General features: G+C 41.0%; 16 protein-coding genes. 14 read left to right on the top strand and 2 right to left on the bottom strand.

Going from position 1 to position 17,220, the window contains the following annotated elements:
* The first annotated feature begins 9 nt into the window (after positions 1-9).
* The 13 genes from BLCOC_RS15055 (at position 10) to BLCOC_RS14995 (ending at position 10,835) form a co-directional block, all read left to right on the top strand.
* Positions 10-765, top strand: a complete 756-nt coding sequence (locus tag BLCOC_RS15055; RefSeq protein WP_115622636.1) for a class I SAM-dependent methyltransferase — start codon at positions 10-12, stop codon at positions 763-765.
* 137 nt (positions 766-902) lie between these two features.
* A complete protein-coding gene (locus BLCOC_RS15050; RefSeq protein ID WP_018598129.1) occupies positions 903-1,475 on the top strand; it encodes a DUF6434 domain-containing protein in 573 nt (190 codons plus the stop codon).
* A gap of 97 nt (positions 1,476-1,572) precedes the next feature.
* Complete coding sequence (locus tag BLCOC_RS15045) at positions 1,573-2,391, top strand: class I SAM-dependent methyltransferase (protein ID WP_115622635.1); 819 nt, start codon at positions 1,573-1,575, stop codon at positions 2,389-2,391.
* A 196-nt stretch (positions 2,392-2,587) separates the two neighbouring features.
* The gene (locus tag BLCOC_RS15040) at positions 2,588-2,797 is read left to right on the top strand and encodes a hypothetical protein (protein WP_115622634.1); all 210 of its coding nucleotides are present in this window, start codon (positions 2,588-2,590) and stop codon (positions 2,795-2,797) included.
* 28 nt (positions 2,798-2,825) lie between these two features.
* Positions 2,826-3,317 carry a GNAT family N-acetyltransferase gene (locus tag BLCOC_RS15035; RefSeq protein ID WP_330412245.1) on the top strand — a complete coding sequence of 164 codons (492 nt, stop codon included), beginning with the start codon at positions 2,826-2,828 and terminating at the stop codon, positions 3,315-3,317.
* A gap of 99 nt (positions 3,318-3,416) precedes the next feature.
* The gene (locus BLCOC_RS15030) at positions 3,417-4,046 is read left to right on the top strand and encodes a CatA-like O-acetyltransferase (RefSeq protein ID WP_115622632.1); all 630 of its coding nucleotides are present in this window, start codon (positions 3,417-3,419) and stop codon (positions 4,044-4,046) included.
* Between the two features lie 77 nt (positions 4,047-4,123).
* Positions 4,124-4,663 (top strand): DUF1697 domain-containing protein, encoded by a 540-nt coding sequence (locus BLCOC_RS15025; RefSeq protein ID WP_115622631.1) that lies wholly within the window; start codon positions 4,124-4,126, stop codon positions 4,661-4,663.
* A gap of 120 nt (positions 4,664-4,783) precedes the next feature.
* The gene (locus tag BLCOC_RS15020; protein ID WP_242998958.1) at positions 4,784-5,608 is read left to right on the top strand and encodes a pentapeptide repeat-containing protein; all 825 of its coding nucleotides are present in this window, start codon (positions 4,784-4,786) and stop codon (positions 5,606-5,608) included.
* 60 nt (positions 5,609-5,668) lie between these two features.
* Positions 5,669-5,968: a DUF1330 domain-containing protein gene (locus BLCOC_RS15015; RefSeq protein WP_029468903.1), complete on the top strand. Its 300-nt coding sequence runs from the start codon at positions 5,669-5,671 to the stop codon at positions 5,966-5,968.
* A 51-nt stretch (positions 5,969-6,019) separates the two neighbouring features.
* Entirely contained in the window at positions 6,020-6,673 is a 654-nt protein-coding gene (locus BLCOC_RS15010) for a hypothetical protein (protein ID WP_115622629.1), read from the top strand.
* 483 nt (positions 6,674-7,156) lie between these two features.
* Positions 7,157-8,533, top strand: coding sequence for an MATE family efflux transporter (locus BLCOC_RS15005; protein ID WP_115622628.1), 1,377 nt, complete (start codon positions 7,157-7,159; stop codon positions 8,531-8,533).
* A gap of 45 nt (positions 8,534-8,578) precedes the next feature.
* Positions 8,579-10,207: a ribosomal protection-like ABC-F family protein gene (abc-f, locus tag BLCOC_RS15000; protein ID WP_115625409.1), complete on the top strand. Its 1,629-nt coding sequence runs from the start codon at positions 8,579-8,581 to the stop codon at positions 10,205-10,207.
* Between the two features lies 1 nt (position 10,208).
* Positions 10,209-10,835, top strand: coding sequence for a CatB-related O-acetyltransferase (locus BLCOC_RS14995; RefSeq protein ID WP_115622627.1), 627 nt, complete (start codon positions 10,209-10,211; stop codon positions 10,833-10,835).
* A gap of 324 nt (positions 10,836-11,159) precedes the next feature.
* Here the strand turns inward: BLCOC_RS14995 and BLCOC_RS14990 are convergent, their stop codons facing one another.
* Entirely contained in the window at positions 11,160-12,608 is a 1,449-nt protein-coding gene (locus tag BLCOC_RS14990) for a GntR family transcriptional regulator (RefSeq protein WP_115622626.1), read from the bottom strand.
* Between the two features lie 147 nt (positions 12,609-12,755).
* Complete coding sequence (locus BLCOC_RS14985; protein ID WP_026255744.1) at positions 12,756-13,583, bottom strand: sialate O-acetylesterase; 828 nt, start codon at positions 13,581-13,583, stop codon at positions 12,756-12,758.
* A gap of 419 nt (positions 13,584-14,002) precedes the next feature.
* Here BLCOC_RS14985 and BLCOC_RS14980 point away from each other — a divergent pair, with 419 nt between their 5' ends.
* Positions 14,003-17,200 carry a PAS domain-containing hybrid sensor histidine kinase/response regulator gene (locus tag BLCOC_RS14980; RefSeq protein ID WP_115625408.1) on the top strand — a complete coding sequence of 1,066 codons (3,198 nt, stop codon included), beginning with the start codon at positions 14,003-14,005 and terminating at the stop codon, positions 17,198-17,200.
* Positions 17,201-17,220: the final 20 nt, after the last annotated feature.

Below are 17,220 nucleotides of genomic sequence, written 5' to 3'. Positions count from 1 at the left end.
ATCATCAGAATGGATATTGAAAAAAGTATTCTGGCTGCAAAAAAAGGATTTGAGAATAGCTTTTCTTCCGGAGATTTTTATAATAAACAAACACAGGACGAACAACACCTGAATGCAATTCTTGAATTTTTACCTATCAAAACAGGAATGAAAATTTTGGATTTAGGTACCGGCAGTGGATACCTGTCGTTTTCTATTGCGAAAATACATCCTGAAAACATAGTGATTGGGCTGGATATTGTGGAAAGAGCATTAGAGGCAAACCGTATTAAGGCGGAGAAGGAGAGCATCAGAAATATCAGCTTTACCAATTATGACGGCATTTACTTTCCATTTGCCGTCAACGAATTTGACATGGTGGTTTCAAGATATGCGTTACATCATTTTCCGGACATCCAAAAAAGTATATCGGAAGTCAGCCGTGTCATAAAACAAGGTGGGTATTTGTTTCTGTCTGATCCCGCGCCAAATGCCAATGATACCGACAGGTTTGTGGACGAATATATGCAGTTGAAAAAAGATGGGCATATTAAATTTTACACAAAGGATGAGTGGAAGAAAATATGCGAAAAAGCAGGACTGAGATATGTAAAATCCTTTGACAGTTCTATTCGGTTTCCAAAGAAAAAAGATACTGCTTATGGATTTGAAGAAGTGCTGAAGAAATATCCTAAAAGCGTCATTGACAGCTATGATCTTGAAATCCTTGAAGATGAAATATATATAACAGAACAGGTCAATAATATATTGTTTATCAAACAATGATCAATTCCGGTGTATCTGACTGATGTAAAGTTCTGAAAATGGAGTATGGAAGGATATTTCTGTGGATTGTTGAAGATTCTTCCTTGGAAAATATGGCTGCATATGTTTTTGATTGGAATTGAAAGTGAGAAAAAAATATGGCGGAAAGACCTTCTTTAGATAAGCATTTAGACAGTAAAACATTTCGTGAATTCTATTATTTGAAAGAGGAGTTAGTTGATTTTTGCAGAAAATATGGTCTGCCTGTATCAGGCGGGAAAATTGAAATAACAGATAGAATTGCCTGGTTTCTTGATACCGGTGAGATACGAACAGCCTTACCGGTAAAGAAAAGAGTAACAGCAGTCTCTGTTATTACCGAAGATACAAGAATTGAAGGAGATTTTGTTTGTTCTGAAAAACACAGAGCGTTTTTTAAGGAGCATATTGGAAATAGTTTTTCTTTTTATGTTGCATTTCAAAAATGGTTAAAAGATAATACAGGAAAAACATATAGAGAAGCCATTGAAGCATACTATAAAATTCTTGAAGATAAGAAAAAAGGAAAAACAAAAATTGATAAGCAGTTTGAGTATAATACATATATTCGAGATTTCTTTGCTGACAATCAGGGAAAATCTTTAGAAGAAGCCATTAAGTGCTGGAAATACAAAAAACAGTTACCGGGGCATAATCGTTATGAAAAGTCAGACCTTATGGCATTAAAATAATATGTTACGAATATGCTTTGGATTGTAGAGCGCAGTTTGCATGAGTCGGGCTATAATTGTCTGCTTGGTATAAGGCAGTGTGAACGGGGGGATAGAGTTGAACTATTTTCAAAAAAATAAAGAAGCGTGGGAGGAAGCGTTTGAACATCGGCATCCCGGATGGGGAGAGACAAATCATGAGAGATTGATAAATGAGGAGCTTCCGTTTTTTTGTCCCGACGCTGCAAAGGAACTCAGGACCATTGATTTTTGTGGGAAAACCATAGCGCAGTTTTGCTGTAACAACGGACGTGAGCTGCTTTCCCTTATGGGGCTTGGTGCGAAGAAGGGAGTCGGTTTCGACATTGCGGAAAATATCATCAAACAGGCGGCTGAAACAGCGGAAAAAGCGGGGATTGATAACTGTGAATTTATCTCATGCAATATCCTGGATATTCCGAAGGAATACCACCATTCATTTGACTTTGTACTGTTTACTGTAGGAGCTGTTACATGGTTTGAAGATTTGAATAAACTCTTTCAAAAAGTTTCTGAATGCCTGAAGCCCGGTGGTGTTTTGTTCATACATGATTTTCATCCCATGATGAATATGCTGCCCATGCCCGGCGAACCTGAATTTGACGGGAATCACCTTGATCGGATCACGTACTCTTATTTTAGAAAAGAGCCGTGGATTGAGAACCAGGGTATGGAATATATGTCTGAACAATATGCTTCAAAAACGTTTACCAGTTTTTCGCATACAGTCTCTGCAATTATTAATGCTGTCTGTGACGCGCAGATGCGCATTGTAAGACTGAATGAGTATGATTACGATGTGGGGTTATCCGAGGTGTACGATAAAAGGGGATTTCCATTATCGTATCTTTTGATTGCGGTAAAATCAGCAGATTTAACGTTAGGGAATACCCAGTGATACGCCTTTTTGCTTTTATCCGGGTGTGGTGTTTCAAAACAACAATATTTCTTAAGGAGAGAAAGAAGGCGAGGGTTTCACAATGCAGGCTGTCTTTTCCAGGCCGCTTTCTTAAAAAGAAGAATTTGAAAAGTTTGTCAAGTGGTTCAGCGAGTATCGTGCATCCCTGAAATGCCAACTGTTTACAAGAGATTTTATGTGGTACAATGAAAAAGACTGGCTGAGCACGAGAGAAGAAATCATAAGCTGGGTCAATGCCAGTGATGAATTTGATCTATATGTTAATGGAGAAGGTAAGGATGAAAGATATCCTATGTTCCATATCGTATCTCCGGGGTGGATGATGTCGAAAGGAATTTCTATAGAAGACTTATATGTTCCGATCGTGGAGAGGATGATGCAGTGAAGGTACTTTTTAGGAGGAAATAGCTTTGATGATTGAAACGGACAGACTGTATCTGGTACCTTTAACAGCGCAGCAGCTAAGGTTATGGGTAGAAGATATTCCGGTTTTAGAAAAGGAACTGAATTGCCATTATTGTGCGGAGCCGATGGCAGATATATTTCTTGATATTGTAAAGGGGCAGCTTGATATAACAAAAAAGGATGCTGCCAATTATCTGTACCATACATTTTGGTTCCTGATTCGTAAAACAGATCGAGTGGTTGTAGGTTCCGCAGATTTTAAAGATATTCCGGATGAAAATAAAGAAGTTGAAATAGGGTACGGTTTAGGTAAAGAATTTGAACATAACGGATATATGACCGAAGCAGTAAAAGCTATGTGTGATTGGGCAATAACACAGGATAATATCTGTCATATTATTGCGGAAACTGATATTGACAGCCCACAATCGCAAAGTATTTTGAAACGCTGTGGATTTTCTAAATATAAGCAGGATGAAACGGTATGGTGGCGGTTATAAGCAATACCATGGCTAAAGAGAGAAAGCTGCTTATCCGATTTATCGGACTGAAAATCAGGAACTGCTGAGTTGAAGATCAGATGGAGGAGTGATGAGAATATGTCTAATTCGTATCAGGTGATTGACGAAAAAACATGGGAAAGAGCAATGCATTGTTTTATTTTCAGAGACAGTATTGAGCCGGCGTTTTGTGTGACTTTTGAAGCAAATATAACAAATTTTAAGAGAAAAATAAAAGAACAGGGACTCTCTTTTACTATGGCAATGGTCTATGCAGTCTGTAAATGTGCCAATGAAATCGAAGCGTTTCGTTATCGCTTTTTAGACGGACAGGTTGTGTTGTTTGATAAAATTGATACTGCATTTACATATCTAAACGATGAAACAAAACTCTTTAAGGTTGTCAATGTACCTTTTACAGAAGATTTGAAGGAATACTGCGAATCCGCATTAAAGACAGCGAGAGAGCAAAAAGAATACTTTACCGGGCCGCTTGGGAATGATGTGTTCCAATGCTCTCCTATGCCATGGGTCACATATACACATATTTCACATACCAATTCCGGAAAGAAAGAGAATGCAACTCCTCTTTTTGATTGGGGAAAGTATTATGAAAAAAATGGGGAAATGATACTTCCTGTTTCTGTTCAGGCGCATCACTCTTTTGTAGATGGCTTACACATAGGGCAGTTTGTGGATAAACTGCAGAAATTTTTTGATGAGTATTAAGTTTTAAAGTAACAGCTTTCGGTGGGCCAGTGATTCGAGGTTACCAGTGATTCGGAGGTTATGGAGAAGAGGATTATATGAAAAGATACATTGCATTATTGAGAGGGATAAATATAAGTGGAAAAAACAAGATTCCCATGGCTGAATTAAAAGCAGGTTTTACAGAACTTGGATTTGCAGAGGCTGCCACATATCTTAACAGTGGGAATGTGATTTTTTCAAGTGCCATTGATGATATTGATACCCTTTCAAATAAAATCAAGCTGTTGATAAAAGACAGATTTGGATTGGATATACCGGTTTTTGTTCTTTCACAGGAATTGCTTGAGGATATAGTAAATCATGCTCCCGATTGGTGGGGAGATGACAGTAAAGAAATATATGATAATCTTATATTTATCATGCCGCCTTTATCGTATGAGAAGTTTTACGAGGAAATCGGTAATCCGAATGAGGAGTATGAGAAATCCTATCACTACAAAAATGCTGTTTTCTGGTCTTTTTGTCGTAAGGATTATCGAAAGACAAATTGGTGGGCAAAGACTGCCAACTCAAATATAAGCGGCGATATTACAATACGGACAGCAAATACAGTAAGAAAAATAGTGGGTATGTAGGATGAGAGGGTATCCATTCCGGCACATAGAAAGCGATGTATCAACTGGAAGTGATGATCGTAAAATGCTGGATGAACCGGTAAATAGATAGATTAGATGTTGAAGGGATTAAAAAATAAAATGATGATACATGAAAGAAATGATAAAATATGGGAACATATGAAATCGGATTGTTCAAAATGTTCGGGATTGTGTTGTACGGCTCTGTTTTGTTCAAAAGCAGATGGCTTTCCAAAAGATAAAGTATCAGGGCAGCCATGCATTAATTTATTAAAAGATTACCGATGTAAAATACATTCGCAGCTTGAAAAGCAGAAAATGAAGGGCTGCATTGGTTATGACTGCTTTGGCGCCGGACAGCATGTGACACAAGTTATTTATGAAGGTCAGACTTGGAAGGACATACCAAACCGATCATCAGAAATTTTTGATGCTTTTATAATTGTGTTTAAGCTTTATCAGATCAGATATTATTTGATAGAAGCAACGTCGCTTATTTCAGCACAGCCATTAAAAAAATCCCTTCAGTGTTTGATTGAGGAAAATATTAAAATGTGCAATGACAGCCCTGCCGGTATCTTATCTTTAGATTTAGAGCAATACAGGCAGAGGGCGAATCATATTTTAAAGCAAGTGTGTAAGCTGCTTCAGCAAAGTATCCGTAATACAGGCAAAAAACTTCCAACAGATTTTCTTGGAGGCAATTTCAAGGGACAGGACATGAGTGGAGCAGACCTTAGCACTAAGCTTTTAATAGCCGCAAATTTTGAAAAGAGCCTTTTCAATGGAACGAATTTTTTAGGAGCTGACACGAGAGATACTAATTTTAAAAATGCGGATTTAAGTGAAGCTGTTTTTTTGACACAAGGACAAGTTAATTCCGCAAAAGGCAGTCGTAATACAAAATTGCCCTATCATTTGGATTATCCATCTACATGGAAGTAAAGAACAAATTACGGTCTGTCAAACTGAAAATCAGTGATTGGAAAGAAAAGGAGGAATCTTATGTCTTGGTATTTTATTGTAGATACTTATATTGATGAACAAAAGGGGCGTGGGGAATACGACGAGTATATTCATGCTGTAAAACCGATTGTCGAAAGCTATGGCGGGGAATATTTAGCAAGAACGGAGAATGTATGTAGTTTTTGTGGGGGAAGAACTCCCCAACGTGTCATTCTGATAAAATTTGACAGCAAAGAAAATCTGGATGCCTGTTTTTCTTCGCCCGAATATAAAGCTATCATGTCAAAACGTATTAATAGTGTTGACAGCAGAGCTGTTATTGTGGAGGGGATCAAATAGAAAAGTGAAATCAGCCGTAACCCTGTTTTTATGGCAAAAGGAGTATGTGATATGGATAAAACTAGAGGATGGGATTATATGTGTCTTGCATTGTATGCATTTGCGGGACTGGGAATAGAAGCGCTTCTTGCATTTCTTATAGAACCGTTTTTATATGGAGGCGCCTTGAGTGAGTGGTCAGTTTTACAAAATATTGCTCATTGGGTCATAACATGTATTCTTTGGGGAGTTGTTATTTTTCTGCTGATCAAAGAAGCAAAATGTAAATATGGTTTTGATCTGTTTCAGAAAACGGAGAGAATGAAACCGTTTCAGTGGATCGCTGTGGGCGCATGTCTGATATTTACATTGTCCGTGTCATATATTGACTGGGGTGGATTTAAGGTTGTAAAAGAGTTTTATTACAACGGAGTGCTGAAGTTTATATTTCAGTATATATATTATGTTTTTGAAACAGGGCTATTTACACTCATCATCGTTTTCGGACAAAAGGCATTTGAAAAATGGTTTGGGAATCAGAAATTTCCATATGGCGGAATCGTGGCTGCATTGACCTGGGGGGCGGGGCATATTTTGACAAAAGGGTCGCTCTTTGCGGGATTATTAGCTATCCTTAGCGGATTTATATATGGGGTTACCTATCTGTTGGTCAATAGAGATATTAAGAAAACATATCTTCTGTTATTTGTCATGTTTGTGTTTTAAGGAATACATGAATGAAAAGATTAAGAGGCCGATAAATACTATTTTACAGAATGAACAGTGAGGTATTTAATTCTGAAATGAAAGACTTCTTGTAAGACACTTGACAAGTAAGTTTTATTTCTTTTATAATCAAGTTATGAAAAAGAGGAAAAGGGGTGAACACAATGCTGTTGTTTGGGAAGTTCTGCATTGGATCCGGCTCTGCACAATCATATAAGACAGAACATTGTGTGGAGCCCAATCAGATAAACAGATTTATTTGAGAGGTAGGGCTGTATAGATCAGAGGATTCTGATTTAAGAGCCTTATTTGTGTTACCTTTTGAACAACTCAGATGATTGGATATTTGGCCGTGGACAATGTTTTGTCTGCGGCCTTTTGTTATCTAGTTCCGCTATGTCTTTATTGTAGCATGGAAAAAGCAGAGGGCCACGCCGTGGGGTATGGCTGCCTCTGCTTTTATTTTTTGAAAGGACTATTAAAATGGAAAATAAAGAACAAGATTTGACGGTGGGGAGTGTTCCCAAGAAACTGATACGATTTGCAGTACCTCTATTGGGCGCAAACATATTGCAGTCGCTTTATAGTATGGTGGATATGCTGGTAGTGGGGAGAGTTGTGGGAAAAACTGGTCTTGCCGCTGTCAGCAATGCCTCCATGATAAGTTTCATAATCAATTCCGTTTGCATTGGTGTCACAATGGGCGGGACTGTTTTGGCCGCTCAATACAAAGGGGCAAATGATGAGCAGGGACAAAAAGAGACCATTGGAACCTTATTCAGTCTGTCTTTTATTGCCTCCATCATTGTTACGATCGCAGGTTTACTGGCATATTCCCCTCTTTTTTCCATTCTCCAGGTGCCTGCGGAGGCGATGGAAGATGCCTGTGCTTATATGCAGGTTATCTGTGTGGGAACAGTATTTGTTTTTGGTTATAATGCGGTTTGTTCCCTCATGAAGGGTTTTGGAGATTCCAAAAGTCCGCTGTACTTTGTGACCATAGCTGCAGTGATAAATGTTTTTTTGGATTTTTTATTTGTTGGTCCTATGGGTATGGGGACAAAGGGCGCAGCTTACGCAACTGTTTTTTCACAGGGTATATCCTTAGTTGTCTCTGTAATACATTTGAAACGAAAAAAATTTATATTTGATTTTAAACTGAGAAGTTTTGCGGTTCAAAAAGAGAAGCTGACCATCATTTTGAAGGTGGGTTTACCGACAGCTCTTCAAATGGTTATCGTCAATATCTCATATCTGCTGATCACGGGAATGCTGAATACCTTTGGTGTTTCGGTGGCGGCAGCTTCCGGTATTGGACTAAAGGTAAATACCTTTGCAGGTATGCCGTGCTGGGCCATCGGGCAGGCGGTAACTGCTATGGCGGGACAAAATATGGGGGCACAAGATACGGAAAGAGTAAAGAAAACCACGCGGTACGGATTATTGATAAATACTTTTGTAACGTTTCTTACAGTTGTATTGGTCCAAATTTTTGCAGAAGCCGTTATTATGCTTTTTAACCCTGCCGGTACAGAGGTGATCACAGAAGGAGTCATGTATCTTCGTATCTGCTGTAGTATCAACAGCCTGGTTTATGCAGTATTGTACACGCTGGATTCTTTTGCTATCGGCGCAGGCTCTGCGAATATTGCCATGTGTAATGCTTTCTTGGATGCCGTTATCGTGAGACTGCCGGTCTGTTGGTTACTGGCGTTTCCCATGCAGATGGGAGCAATAGGTGTATATATTGGTCAGGCTTTGTCTCCCATATTGCCTGCTCTGGCAGGTATTGTCTACTTTAAGAGTAAATCCTGGGAGACAAAAAAATTGATCGGCAATACAGAATACTATGAAAAATAATAAAAAATATAATAAAAAGTAAAATGGAAAGGTTTGGTTATGACTATGAAAGGCAGTAATATGAATCTCGCCTTTGGTTTGGAAGTAATCTATGAGGACGCAGAATTTCAAGTGAATGATCATGATAAAGTAGGTATTGTTGGTGTCAATGGTTCCGGGAAAACCACATTGTTCCGTGTTCTGCTGCGGGAGCAGGAATTAGACAGCGGAAGTATTAACACGCATAATGCACGCATTGGTTATCTGCCCCAGGAAATTGCGGTGGAGAATGAGTCCTGTACGGTACTTGAATACCTACAGGGGGGACGTCCCATTGGCAGGCTGGAGACAGAGCTGGACCGGATTTATCAGAAGTTGGAACAGGCAGATGTTTCGGAGCAGGGGCCGTTGCTTACACAAATGGAGAAGATCCAGACCCGTTTAGAGTTTTTTGACTATTATAATGCGGAAAGTATTCTGCTTGATATGATAGACCGTATGCAGATTGACATTGATCTGTTGGAAACGCCCCTTAGCCGTCTGTCCGGCGGGCAGAAATCAAAGATAGCTTTCGCGCGTGTTCTGTACTCAAAATCTGAAATCCTGCTTTTAGATGAACCCACAAATCATTTAGATGCAGCTTCAAAAGAGTTTGTGACGGATTTTCTCAAAAATTATAAAGGGCTGGTATTGATCATCAGCCATGATGTGACCTTTCTCGATCAGATCATAAATAAAATACTGTTCATCAATAAAGTGACGCATAAAATATCCATCTATGACGGCGATTATAAAACTTACAAAAAGAAATATGCGGAGGAACGGCGTTTGCGTGAACGAATCATTGCTCAGGAGGAAAAAGAAATCAGGGAACTGGAAGATTTTGTACGGCGGGCAAACCAGGCAAGCCGTACCAATCATGCGATCAAACGCATGGGACAGGAACGGGCGCTGCGTCTGGAGAAAAAACGGAGCAGGCAGCACAGCCGTGAACGGGTTTATAAGCGTGTTAAAATGGATATCCATCCTGTGCGGGAAAGCGGGGATATCCCATTACAGGTAAAAAACCTGTCATTTTGTTATCCGGATCAGCCGTATCTCTACAACGATTTGTCGTTTCAAATAAAAAGAAAAGAGCGTTTTTTGGTGGTTGGCAAAAACGGTGTGGGAAAATCTACACTGCTCAAGCTGCTCATGGGTATTCTTACCCCTGATGCAGGGGAAGTTCGGTTTCATCCGAAAACGGATGTGGCTTATTATGCCCAGGAACTGGAACAACTTGATCTGCAAAAAACTGTTTTTGAGAATGTACAGACAGAGGGATATGCCGTTAAGGAGCTGCGGTCTGTTTTAAGCAATTTTCTTTTTTATGAAGATGATATCAATAAAAAAGCAGAGGTTCTGTCTCCCGGTGAAAAAGCCCGCATTGCACTATGCAGGATTTTGCTGCAAAAGGCAAACTTTCTGCTTCTTGACGAGCCCACGAATCACTTGGACCCTGAAACACAGAGTATCATTGGCAAAAACTTTGATCTTTTTGAAGGTACCATTATGGTTGTCAGTCATAACCCGTGGTTCGTTGAGCAGATTGGCATCAACCGGGTGCTGATCTTACCTGCCGGCAAAGTCGTGGATTATTCCCGTGAAATGCTGGAATACTATTATGGCTTTAATAATATAGAGGAGGATTATTAAAATGGCGGATTCAAAGAAATTATATCCCAGAACAGGGGATAAACAGACGATTTACTTAAAAAATGCAATTACTGACCCGAGTATTCAGGTAGGCGATTATACAATGTACAATGATTTTGTCAATGACCCAACAGGTTTTGAGAAAAATAATGTTCTGTATCATTATCCCATAAACCATGACCGTTTGATCATTGGCAGATTCTGCTCCATCGGATGCGGGGCAAAATTTCTCTTTAACAGTGCCAATCATACCGTATCATCCCTGTCAACCTATCCCTTTCCCCTTTTCTTTGAAGAGTGGGAACTTGAAAAAAAGAATGTGACAGATTCTTGGGATAATAAGGGAGATATCATCATCGGCAATGATGTCTGGATTGGCTATGAGGCTGTCATTATGGCAGGGGTAACCATTGGTGACGGGGCAATTATCGGTGCCTGCGCTGTAGTGACAAAGGACGTATCACCATATACCATTGTAGGCGGTATTCCCGCAAAATCCATCAGAAAGCGTTATTCGGAGGAAACCATTGACCTGCTGACAGAATTAAAGTGGTGGGACTGGCCGGAGGAAAGAATTGCAAAGAACATAAAAGCGATTCAAAATGGCCGTTTGGATCAATTGAAATAAAGTTTTGCGGGAGTGCCGGGGCTGATCTTGAGTTGTTCTGTCAATTTTTGTGATAGGGCAGTTCAAGATGAAAAAATAAATAAATCAATAAGGTTAGTTCGGATATTCTGTAGACATGCGTGCCATTTTACATTTTAAAGTATCGCGGACAAAAGCAGAGCTGCCGGTGCGCAGGTATTTTCTCCCCTGCTTAAGCAAAGAGCAGCGACAGCTCTGTTGGTATACTTTTTTCTTACCAACAGGATAGCAAAAACCGGAAATGGTGTAGCCATTACGGGTTTTGCTATCCTATAAATAGATATTCCTCATCACCAATATAGACCCTTAATGGAGCGGGGGCAATACAATGGCATCGGCCTCCTGAATTCCACCGGCAATGAGCTTTTCTTTTCCGGCTTTAAAGATATCAAGTGCCAAACGCTGCAGTTCTGCCGCAAACAGCTCTCCGTCTTTTTCTTCCAGACTTTTCAACAGGACAGTGGTTGAGCGGGAATCAAACCTGAAAGCATAAGGCTTTACGTCATTGAGTGGATACCCCAGATACTGAAAGTACATCAGGCCGTCCAAGATCTGCCTCAATGCGGGTGACTGCGCGTTCTCTTTTAAAAGGTTGAAGCAGATACTGAAAGTCATGTAGTAATCCTTGGAAATCTGAATATTTTGCAGCCAGGATATGGTTCCCTGAATGGAACGCTCCAAAAGTGTAGGAAAAACAGCCCGGGCTATATCTTTGCAGATGATCAGAATGATCTGTGTGCTCTGCAGATACTGCAGCAAAGCTTTTTTTAAATTCGGAGTGGAGAATTTTGAAATGGGCGCAGGGTTATCCAAACCCACCAGCACACGTGTCCCTTTTCCGGGGATGGTTTCTACAACTCCAATGTCACTGAGTATTTTCACCGCTCGGCGGACGGTTATCAAGGGCATTGAATACTCCTTTGCCAGAGAAGTAAAGGAGGGAAGGAATTCCTGGTTCCCAAAAGAGGAATAAATTTTCCGGAGAAGTTTCATAGCCAGATTAAAACTGATCAGCGGGCGTTCCGAAAAATAGTTCCATTCGTATGGGATCGGTTCAACCGGATCCTCTGGCAGGGGCAGGGATTCGTGATACAGGCGCATGGCCTCAATCTGTTTCTGGTAAAGGCGGACAAGTAAATCTTTTAGCTGTCCGTAGTCAGATGCCTTACATAGAGAAAGTATCTGTTCGGTTTCTCTTTTTAGATAGGTCATATAACCATAGATATATGCCTTATCCCCCAGATGCATGATCGAGGAGTGCCCAAATAAGCTTGTGCTCAGATATAAGTTGAGAAACAAAGGATTTCCCAGGACCTTCAGGATTTGAAAGAAAAATTCAAAGAATGGATATTCACTGTAGGGTGACATCCTCTTAAAAATAGCAGTGAGTTTTTTGAAATCATCCTCACCACACAATTTCAGACCCTGGAGCATGACCTCCGGCCAAATCAGCAGCATGGTATTACACAGATCCAAGAGTGCATCTTTTGCAGCATAGCTGTAAGCCATATATTCTGTCCGGCATTCCTCTTCTTTGATATCATAAGTAACAATTGCGCTTCGTCCCTGGCTCAGAGAAACATAATTGTCTTCCTGCAGAAGCCTTAGGGCATTGTGTATGGTGGTGCTTGAAACATTAAAGGTTTGGCACAGTTCAGGCACGGTAGGAAGACTCGAACCGGTGGGATACAAGCCGAAATGAATACAGTTAAACAGGTGTTTGTAAGCTATATTGTATAATTTTAATTCATCCAAGGTTTTTTCATCCTCCCAAAGATATCAATTTCTTATTTAATAAATTTAATAAACCCTTACCGGTCTCCTAATAATTTAAATATACCACATATTCTCCTAAACGGAAAGAAACGTAATTGCTCAGTGCTACAGACCAAAATTGTCTGTTTATAATACGTTCAAGAGTTCATCATACGGAATCATTCCAAGTGTAAACTTTTCTAAAGCAATGTATTTTTCCTCAGATTCGGAGTTGCTCCTTTTTAATAATTTTTCTGCTAAATCTGTTTCATTTGCAAGCGGCACGTAAACATGACTTTTATTGTTAAACGATTCAAAGTATCTTAAGCCAAATCGTCTCTGTGATTCCGCATTAATGTGGATCCCATCAGGATTAGAAAATAAAGAATTGCCAGTAACAAAATAGCAGTTTTCGTGATTTTCTGCATATTTCTGAAGCTCTTTGTTGATCTCTTTATATTCTATACATCCTGCACCAAACGCAGATTTCCCCAAATAGTCACCCAATCCCCCTATGATAAAAGGCACATTCTCAATTCCTAATTCTGTTCTAAAACCATTTACGATCCGGTCAAGCTTTCCATAATATTCTTTGTATTTTTCACCATAGCTGTCACTTTCACCTTGATGCCATAATATCGCAATAAGCTCACTGTTCTCTAGTGCAAATCTTGTTTCGCTTACCGCATGTCGAAATAGGGTTCCGCTCACCTGCCACTCATCAATAGAACTTCCTCCTTCTGCACAAGGTATTAAACCGATTGTTTTATCCCTGTTCGCATTACACCAGGCCTCTGCAAAAGAAGATGCCGGTCCGATACCTGCCACGGTTCTGTCAAAATGGATTGGTTCCGCCATCATTTGCCATCGCCCATTTCTTAACATAAAAATCCTCTCATTGTAAATTGGTGTGGTTTCATGCAAAAAACCACGTCCAGCCATATTAGACTGTCCTATTAATAACACCGATTTCATTATATCATCCTTTCATAAATCTAAATGTATGAAATTAAACCCACAATTACAGCAAATAGATATTTTCACGATTTTTTAACTTACATGGAAGCCATGTCTGCAAAGACATTTATATTTTATCATTTTCACACCATTAAGGATACTATTTTATTGAATTATGTATGAACATAGCTTATAATAAAAAATATTAAATGAGCACAATAAGTATGAAATAGAACAGTTTGGAAGATTGGATCTATGTCAGGGCACAACAGAAATCTGTCAGTGGTTTGACGTTCCGGCAGAACTGGCGGAGATTGAACTGGCGGGCTGATGACACCCTCTATCAGGCCAAGCGAAACAGCCGTAACAGAAATGTTCTGATATGAGTAAATTTAAGATTTGGTTATTAAAATAAGGATGCGATGGAGGAGAGCCAGGTGGAGATCAATTTAAGCTATGAGCAGCTCAATAACGAATACAGTATGTTGATGGGCGTTTTAGGCGCCAGTGTCAGTAAACACCTTTTAGATGAGCATCTCACATGTATTTGGGCTAATGACTATTATTATGAGCTGATCGGTTATACTAAGGCAGAGTACGAAGCGCGTTTTCAAAATCAATGCGACCGGTATTTTGACAATAATCCGGAAGGATGGAAAATACTCACAGATAAAATAGAAGTGAGTTTGGCGGGTGGTGAAAAAGGGTATTCAGTTTATCTGCCAATGGTCTATCCTAATGGCGCCCTTTTTTGGATCAGACTGCAGGCTGTCTTTACCGATGAATATATGGATGGGCATCAAGTTGCCTACACCACGATGGTGGATGTGACGGAAATGATGCAGGTGCAGAAAGAGCAGATGCGGGCACAGAAAAACTATGAGACGATGACGCGTGAGCAGGAAATGCTCATGAGTGCGCTCAATGTCAGTGTCAGCTCACACCTGGTGGACGAGCACTTTACCTGTATCTGGGCCAATGAATTTTATTATAAACTGATCGGTTATCCAAAGCCAAAATATGAGGCCTTGTTTCACAACCATGCGGATGAGTATTATAGTAATAATCCTGAGGGCTGGGAAGCACTCACGAAAAAAGTGGCATCCGTCCTGGAGAAGGGGGAGGACAAATATGAAATGATTGTCCCTATGAAATATGAGGACGGTACAAGCTATTGGGTAAAACTGGTCAGCTTTTTTACAGATCAATATGTGAACGGCTACCGAACTTCCTATACCGTTATGACAGATGTGACAGAGCTTGTACAGACGAAGAATGAACTGGAAATGATGATGCAGGCAATGAAGGTCAGCGTCAGTAAGCACAAGGTGGATGAACATTTCTCTCTGGTCTGGGCCAATGAATTTTATTATCAGCTCATCGGGTATACAAAATCCGAATATGAGGCCAGATTTCATGATCGCTGTGACGAGTATTTCATGGATAATCTGGAGACCTGGGATATTCTCTGTAACAAAATTGACAGCATGTCCACAGCAGGAGAGGACAGTTTTGAGGCATATCTTCCTTTAAAGCTGCCGGGAGGTTCTTCAAGATGGGTAAAGCTGGTGGATTTCTTTACAAATGAATATCAGGATGGGAAACAGTTGGCTTATACGACCATGATTGATGTCACGGAACTGCTCCAGGCACAGCGGGATAAGAGTGTTGCTTATGAACATGTACCCGGGTTCATTGTAAAATACCGGATTTTACCGGACCGGATCGTGATGATCGATGCAAGCAGCCGGATAAAGGACTTTTTTGATGTGGACCTGGACAATCTGTCAGATGTTGATTTCATGGGAGTTTTGCATCCGGACAGCCGTCGGGCTGTTGAGAACCTTCTTCCGGAACTGCGTAACAGAGAAGCATTGGAGTTGGACGAATCTATCCGTGTTAAAGATAAATATGGCAGGGACTGCTGGCTTCAGCTCCACGGCACCTGTATTGATCCTATCGCTGACGCCCCGGTTTATCTGGTGGTGTATATTGACATTACGGATATCACCGAGCTTAGAAAGCTGCAGCATCAGTTGGAGGAACGCACGGAAATGCTCAATACAGCACTGGAGACCGCGAAACTGGCGAATGCGGCTAAGTCCGATTTCCTCTCCCGAATGAGTCATGATATCCGTACACCTATGAATGCCATAGCCGGAATGACAGAGATAGCGGATGCCCATCTTCAGGAACCGGAACGTGTTAGGGACTGTCTGCATAAGATCCGGCTTTCCAGCCACCATCTTCTGGATCTCATCAATGATGTGCTGGATATGTCACAGATTGAAAGTGGAAAAGTCTCCATTCATGCGGCTTCCTTTTCACTGCCTGAACTGATCAGAGAGATCATCATGATCACACTGCCGAATGTTCGTACAAAGCATCAGATTTTTAAGGTACATCTGCGGAATATCCGGCAGGAACATTTCTATAGTGATGAGCTGCGTCTGCGCCAGATTTTGCTGAATCTCTTGTCTAACGCCTCAAAATTCACACCTGAATATGGGCAGATCGTATTTGAGGTGGAGCATATGCCGGAGGATTCCGCGCTCTTCTTTACGATTGCGGATACCGGTCCCGGCATAAATGAAGCGTTTCAAAAACGTATTTTTGAGACGTTTGCCCGGGAACGTGACAGTCGTACAGACCGGATCGAGGGCAGCGGCCTTGGGCTTGCTATTGTGAAGCGTCTCACTGAGCTGCTGGGCGGTGATATTAAGCTGGAGAGCCAGCCGGGACAGGGTACCGCTTTTTATGTGACACTGCCTATACAGCCCATCGAGCATCCGCCTATTGAGTACACCGGTGAAAAGGGGATGATCCTGCTTGTGGATGCAGACCCGATTGTTCTTATAGAAGCACAGCAGGCTCTGAGCGGCCTCGGCGTTCGGGCAGATTGTGCAGAAAGCGTTAGTGAGGCATTGTCCTATATCCGTGACCGGCATCAGGCCGGCGAAAGATATGAGATGATCATTGTGGATTGGGAAATACTTGGACTGGATGGAGCAGATGTGACAGAACAGATCAGAAGGGAATCCGTGGGTGAGCTGCCGCTACTGATCGTATCCGCCTATGATTGGAGTGAGATTAAAAATGAGATGAGCGCCGGTATTGACGGATATATTGAAAAGCCCTTTTTTCAATCTACATTCAGGAATTGTATGCTGAAGTACCTGAGAGGTGAAGAAATATCAAGCCATGAAACAACAGAATATGATTTCAGGGATAAAACATTTCTGCTTGTAGAAGACAATGAGCTGAACCGGGAAATTGCTTTGGAACTGCTGGGAAGCTTTGGCGCACGGCTGGAGGCTGCAGCAAACGGAGAGGAAGCCGTCAGGCTTTTTCGGGCCAGCACTCCCGGTTACTATTCACTGATATTGATGGATATTCAGATGCCGGTGATGAACGGTTATGAAGCCGCCCGAGCGATCCGGGCACTTAGCCGTCCGGATGCAGGAACGGTACCGATCATTGCAATGACAGCGGATGCTTTTGTTGAGGACATCCGAAACGCAGAGGCTGCGGGAATGAATGGTCATATGGCAAAGCCATTGAGTTTTGATACCCTGGCCATGGAAATTGAAAAGTATTTTACTGATCGATTACATAACAAAGAAGGCGGAGAGTGATCGTAGGTCTGATCTTTGTG

The sequence above is a fragment of the Blautia coccoides genome, from assembly GCF_034355335.1.
Classification (GTDB): domain Bacteria; phylum Bacillota; class Clostridia; order Lachnospirales; family Lachnospiraceae; genus Blautia; species Blautia producta.
Note: the sequence above shows the minus strand (reverse complement) of the source record. Positions and strands in the feature narration are given on the sequence as shown.

Bases quoted from the DNA above. Each gene is read 5' to 3' on its own strand.
- BLCOC_RS15055 (WP_115622636.1), top strand. From the start codon at position 10: ATGGATATTGAAAAAAGTATTCTGGCTGCAAAAAAAGGATTTGAGAAT.
- BLCOC_RS15050 (WP_018598129.1), top strand. From the start codon at position 903: ATGGCGGAAAGACCTTCTTTAGATAAGCATTTAGACAGTAAAACATTT.
- BLCOC_RS15040 (WP_115622634.1), top strand. From the start codon at position 2,588: ATGTGGTACAATGAAAAAGACTGGCTGAGCACGAGAGAAGAAATCATA.
- BLCOC_RS15035 (WP_330412245.1), top strand. From the start codon at position 2,826: ATGATTGAAACGGACAGACTGTATCTGGTACCTTTAACAGCGCAGCAG.
- BLCOC_RS15030 (WP_115622632.1), top strand. From the start codon at position 3,417: ATGTCTAATTCGTATCAGGTGATTGACGAAAAAACATGGGAAAGAGCA.
- BLCOC_RS15025 (WP_115622631.1), top strand. From the start codon at position 4,124: ATGAAAAGATACATTGCATTATTGAGAGGGATAAATATAAGTGGAAAA.
- BLCOC_RS15020 (WP_242998958.1), top strand. From the start codon at position 4,784: ATGATGATACATGAAAGAAATGATAAAATATGGGAACATATGAAATCG.
- BLCOC_RS15015 (WP_029468903.1), top strand. From the start codon at position 5,669: ATGTCTTGGTATTTTATTGTAGATACTTATATTGATGAACAAAAGGGG.
- BLCOC_RS15010 (WP_115622629.1), top strand. From the start codon at position 6,020: ATGGATAAAACTAGAGGATGGGATTATATGTGTCTTGCATTGTATGCA.
- BLCOC_RS15005 (WP_115622628.1), top strand. From the start codon at position 7,157: ATGGAAAATAAAGAACAAGATTTGACGGTGGGGAGTGTTCCCAAGAAA.
- abc-f (WP_115625409.1), top strand. From the start codon at position 8,579: ATGAAAGGCAGTAATATGAATCTCGCCTTTGGTTTGGAAGTAATCTAT.
- BLCOC_RS14995 (WP_115622627.1), top strand. From the start codon at position 10,209: ATGGCGGATTCAAAGAAATTATATCCCAGAACAGGGGATAAACAGACG.
- BLCOC_RS14985 (WP_026255744.1), bottom strand. From the start codon at position 13,583: ATGAAATCGGTGTTATTAATAGGACAGTCTAATATGGCTGGACGTGGT.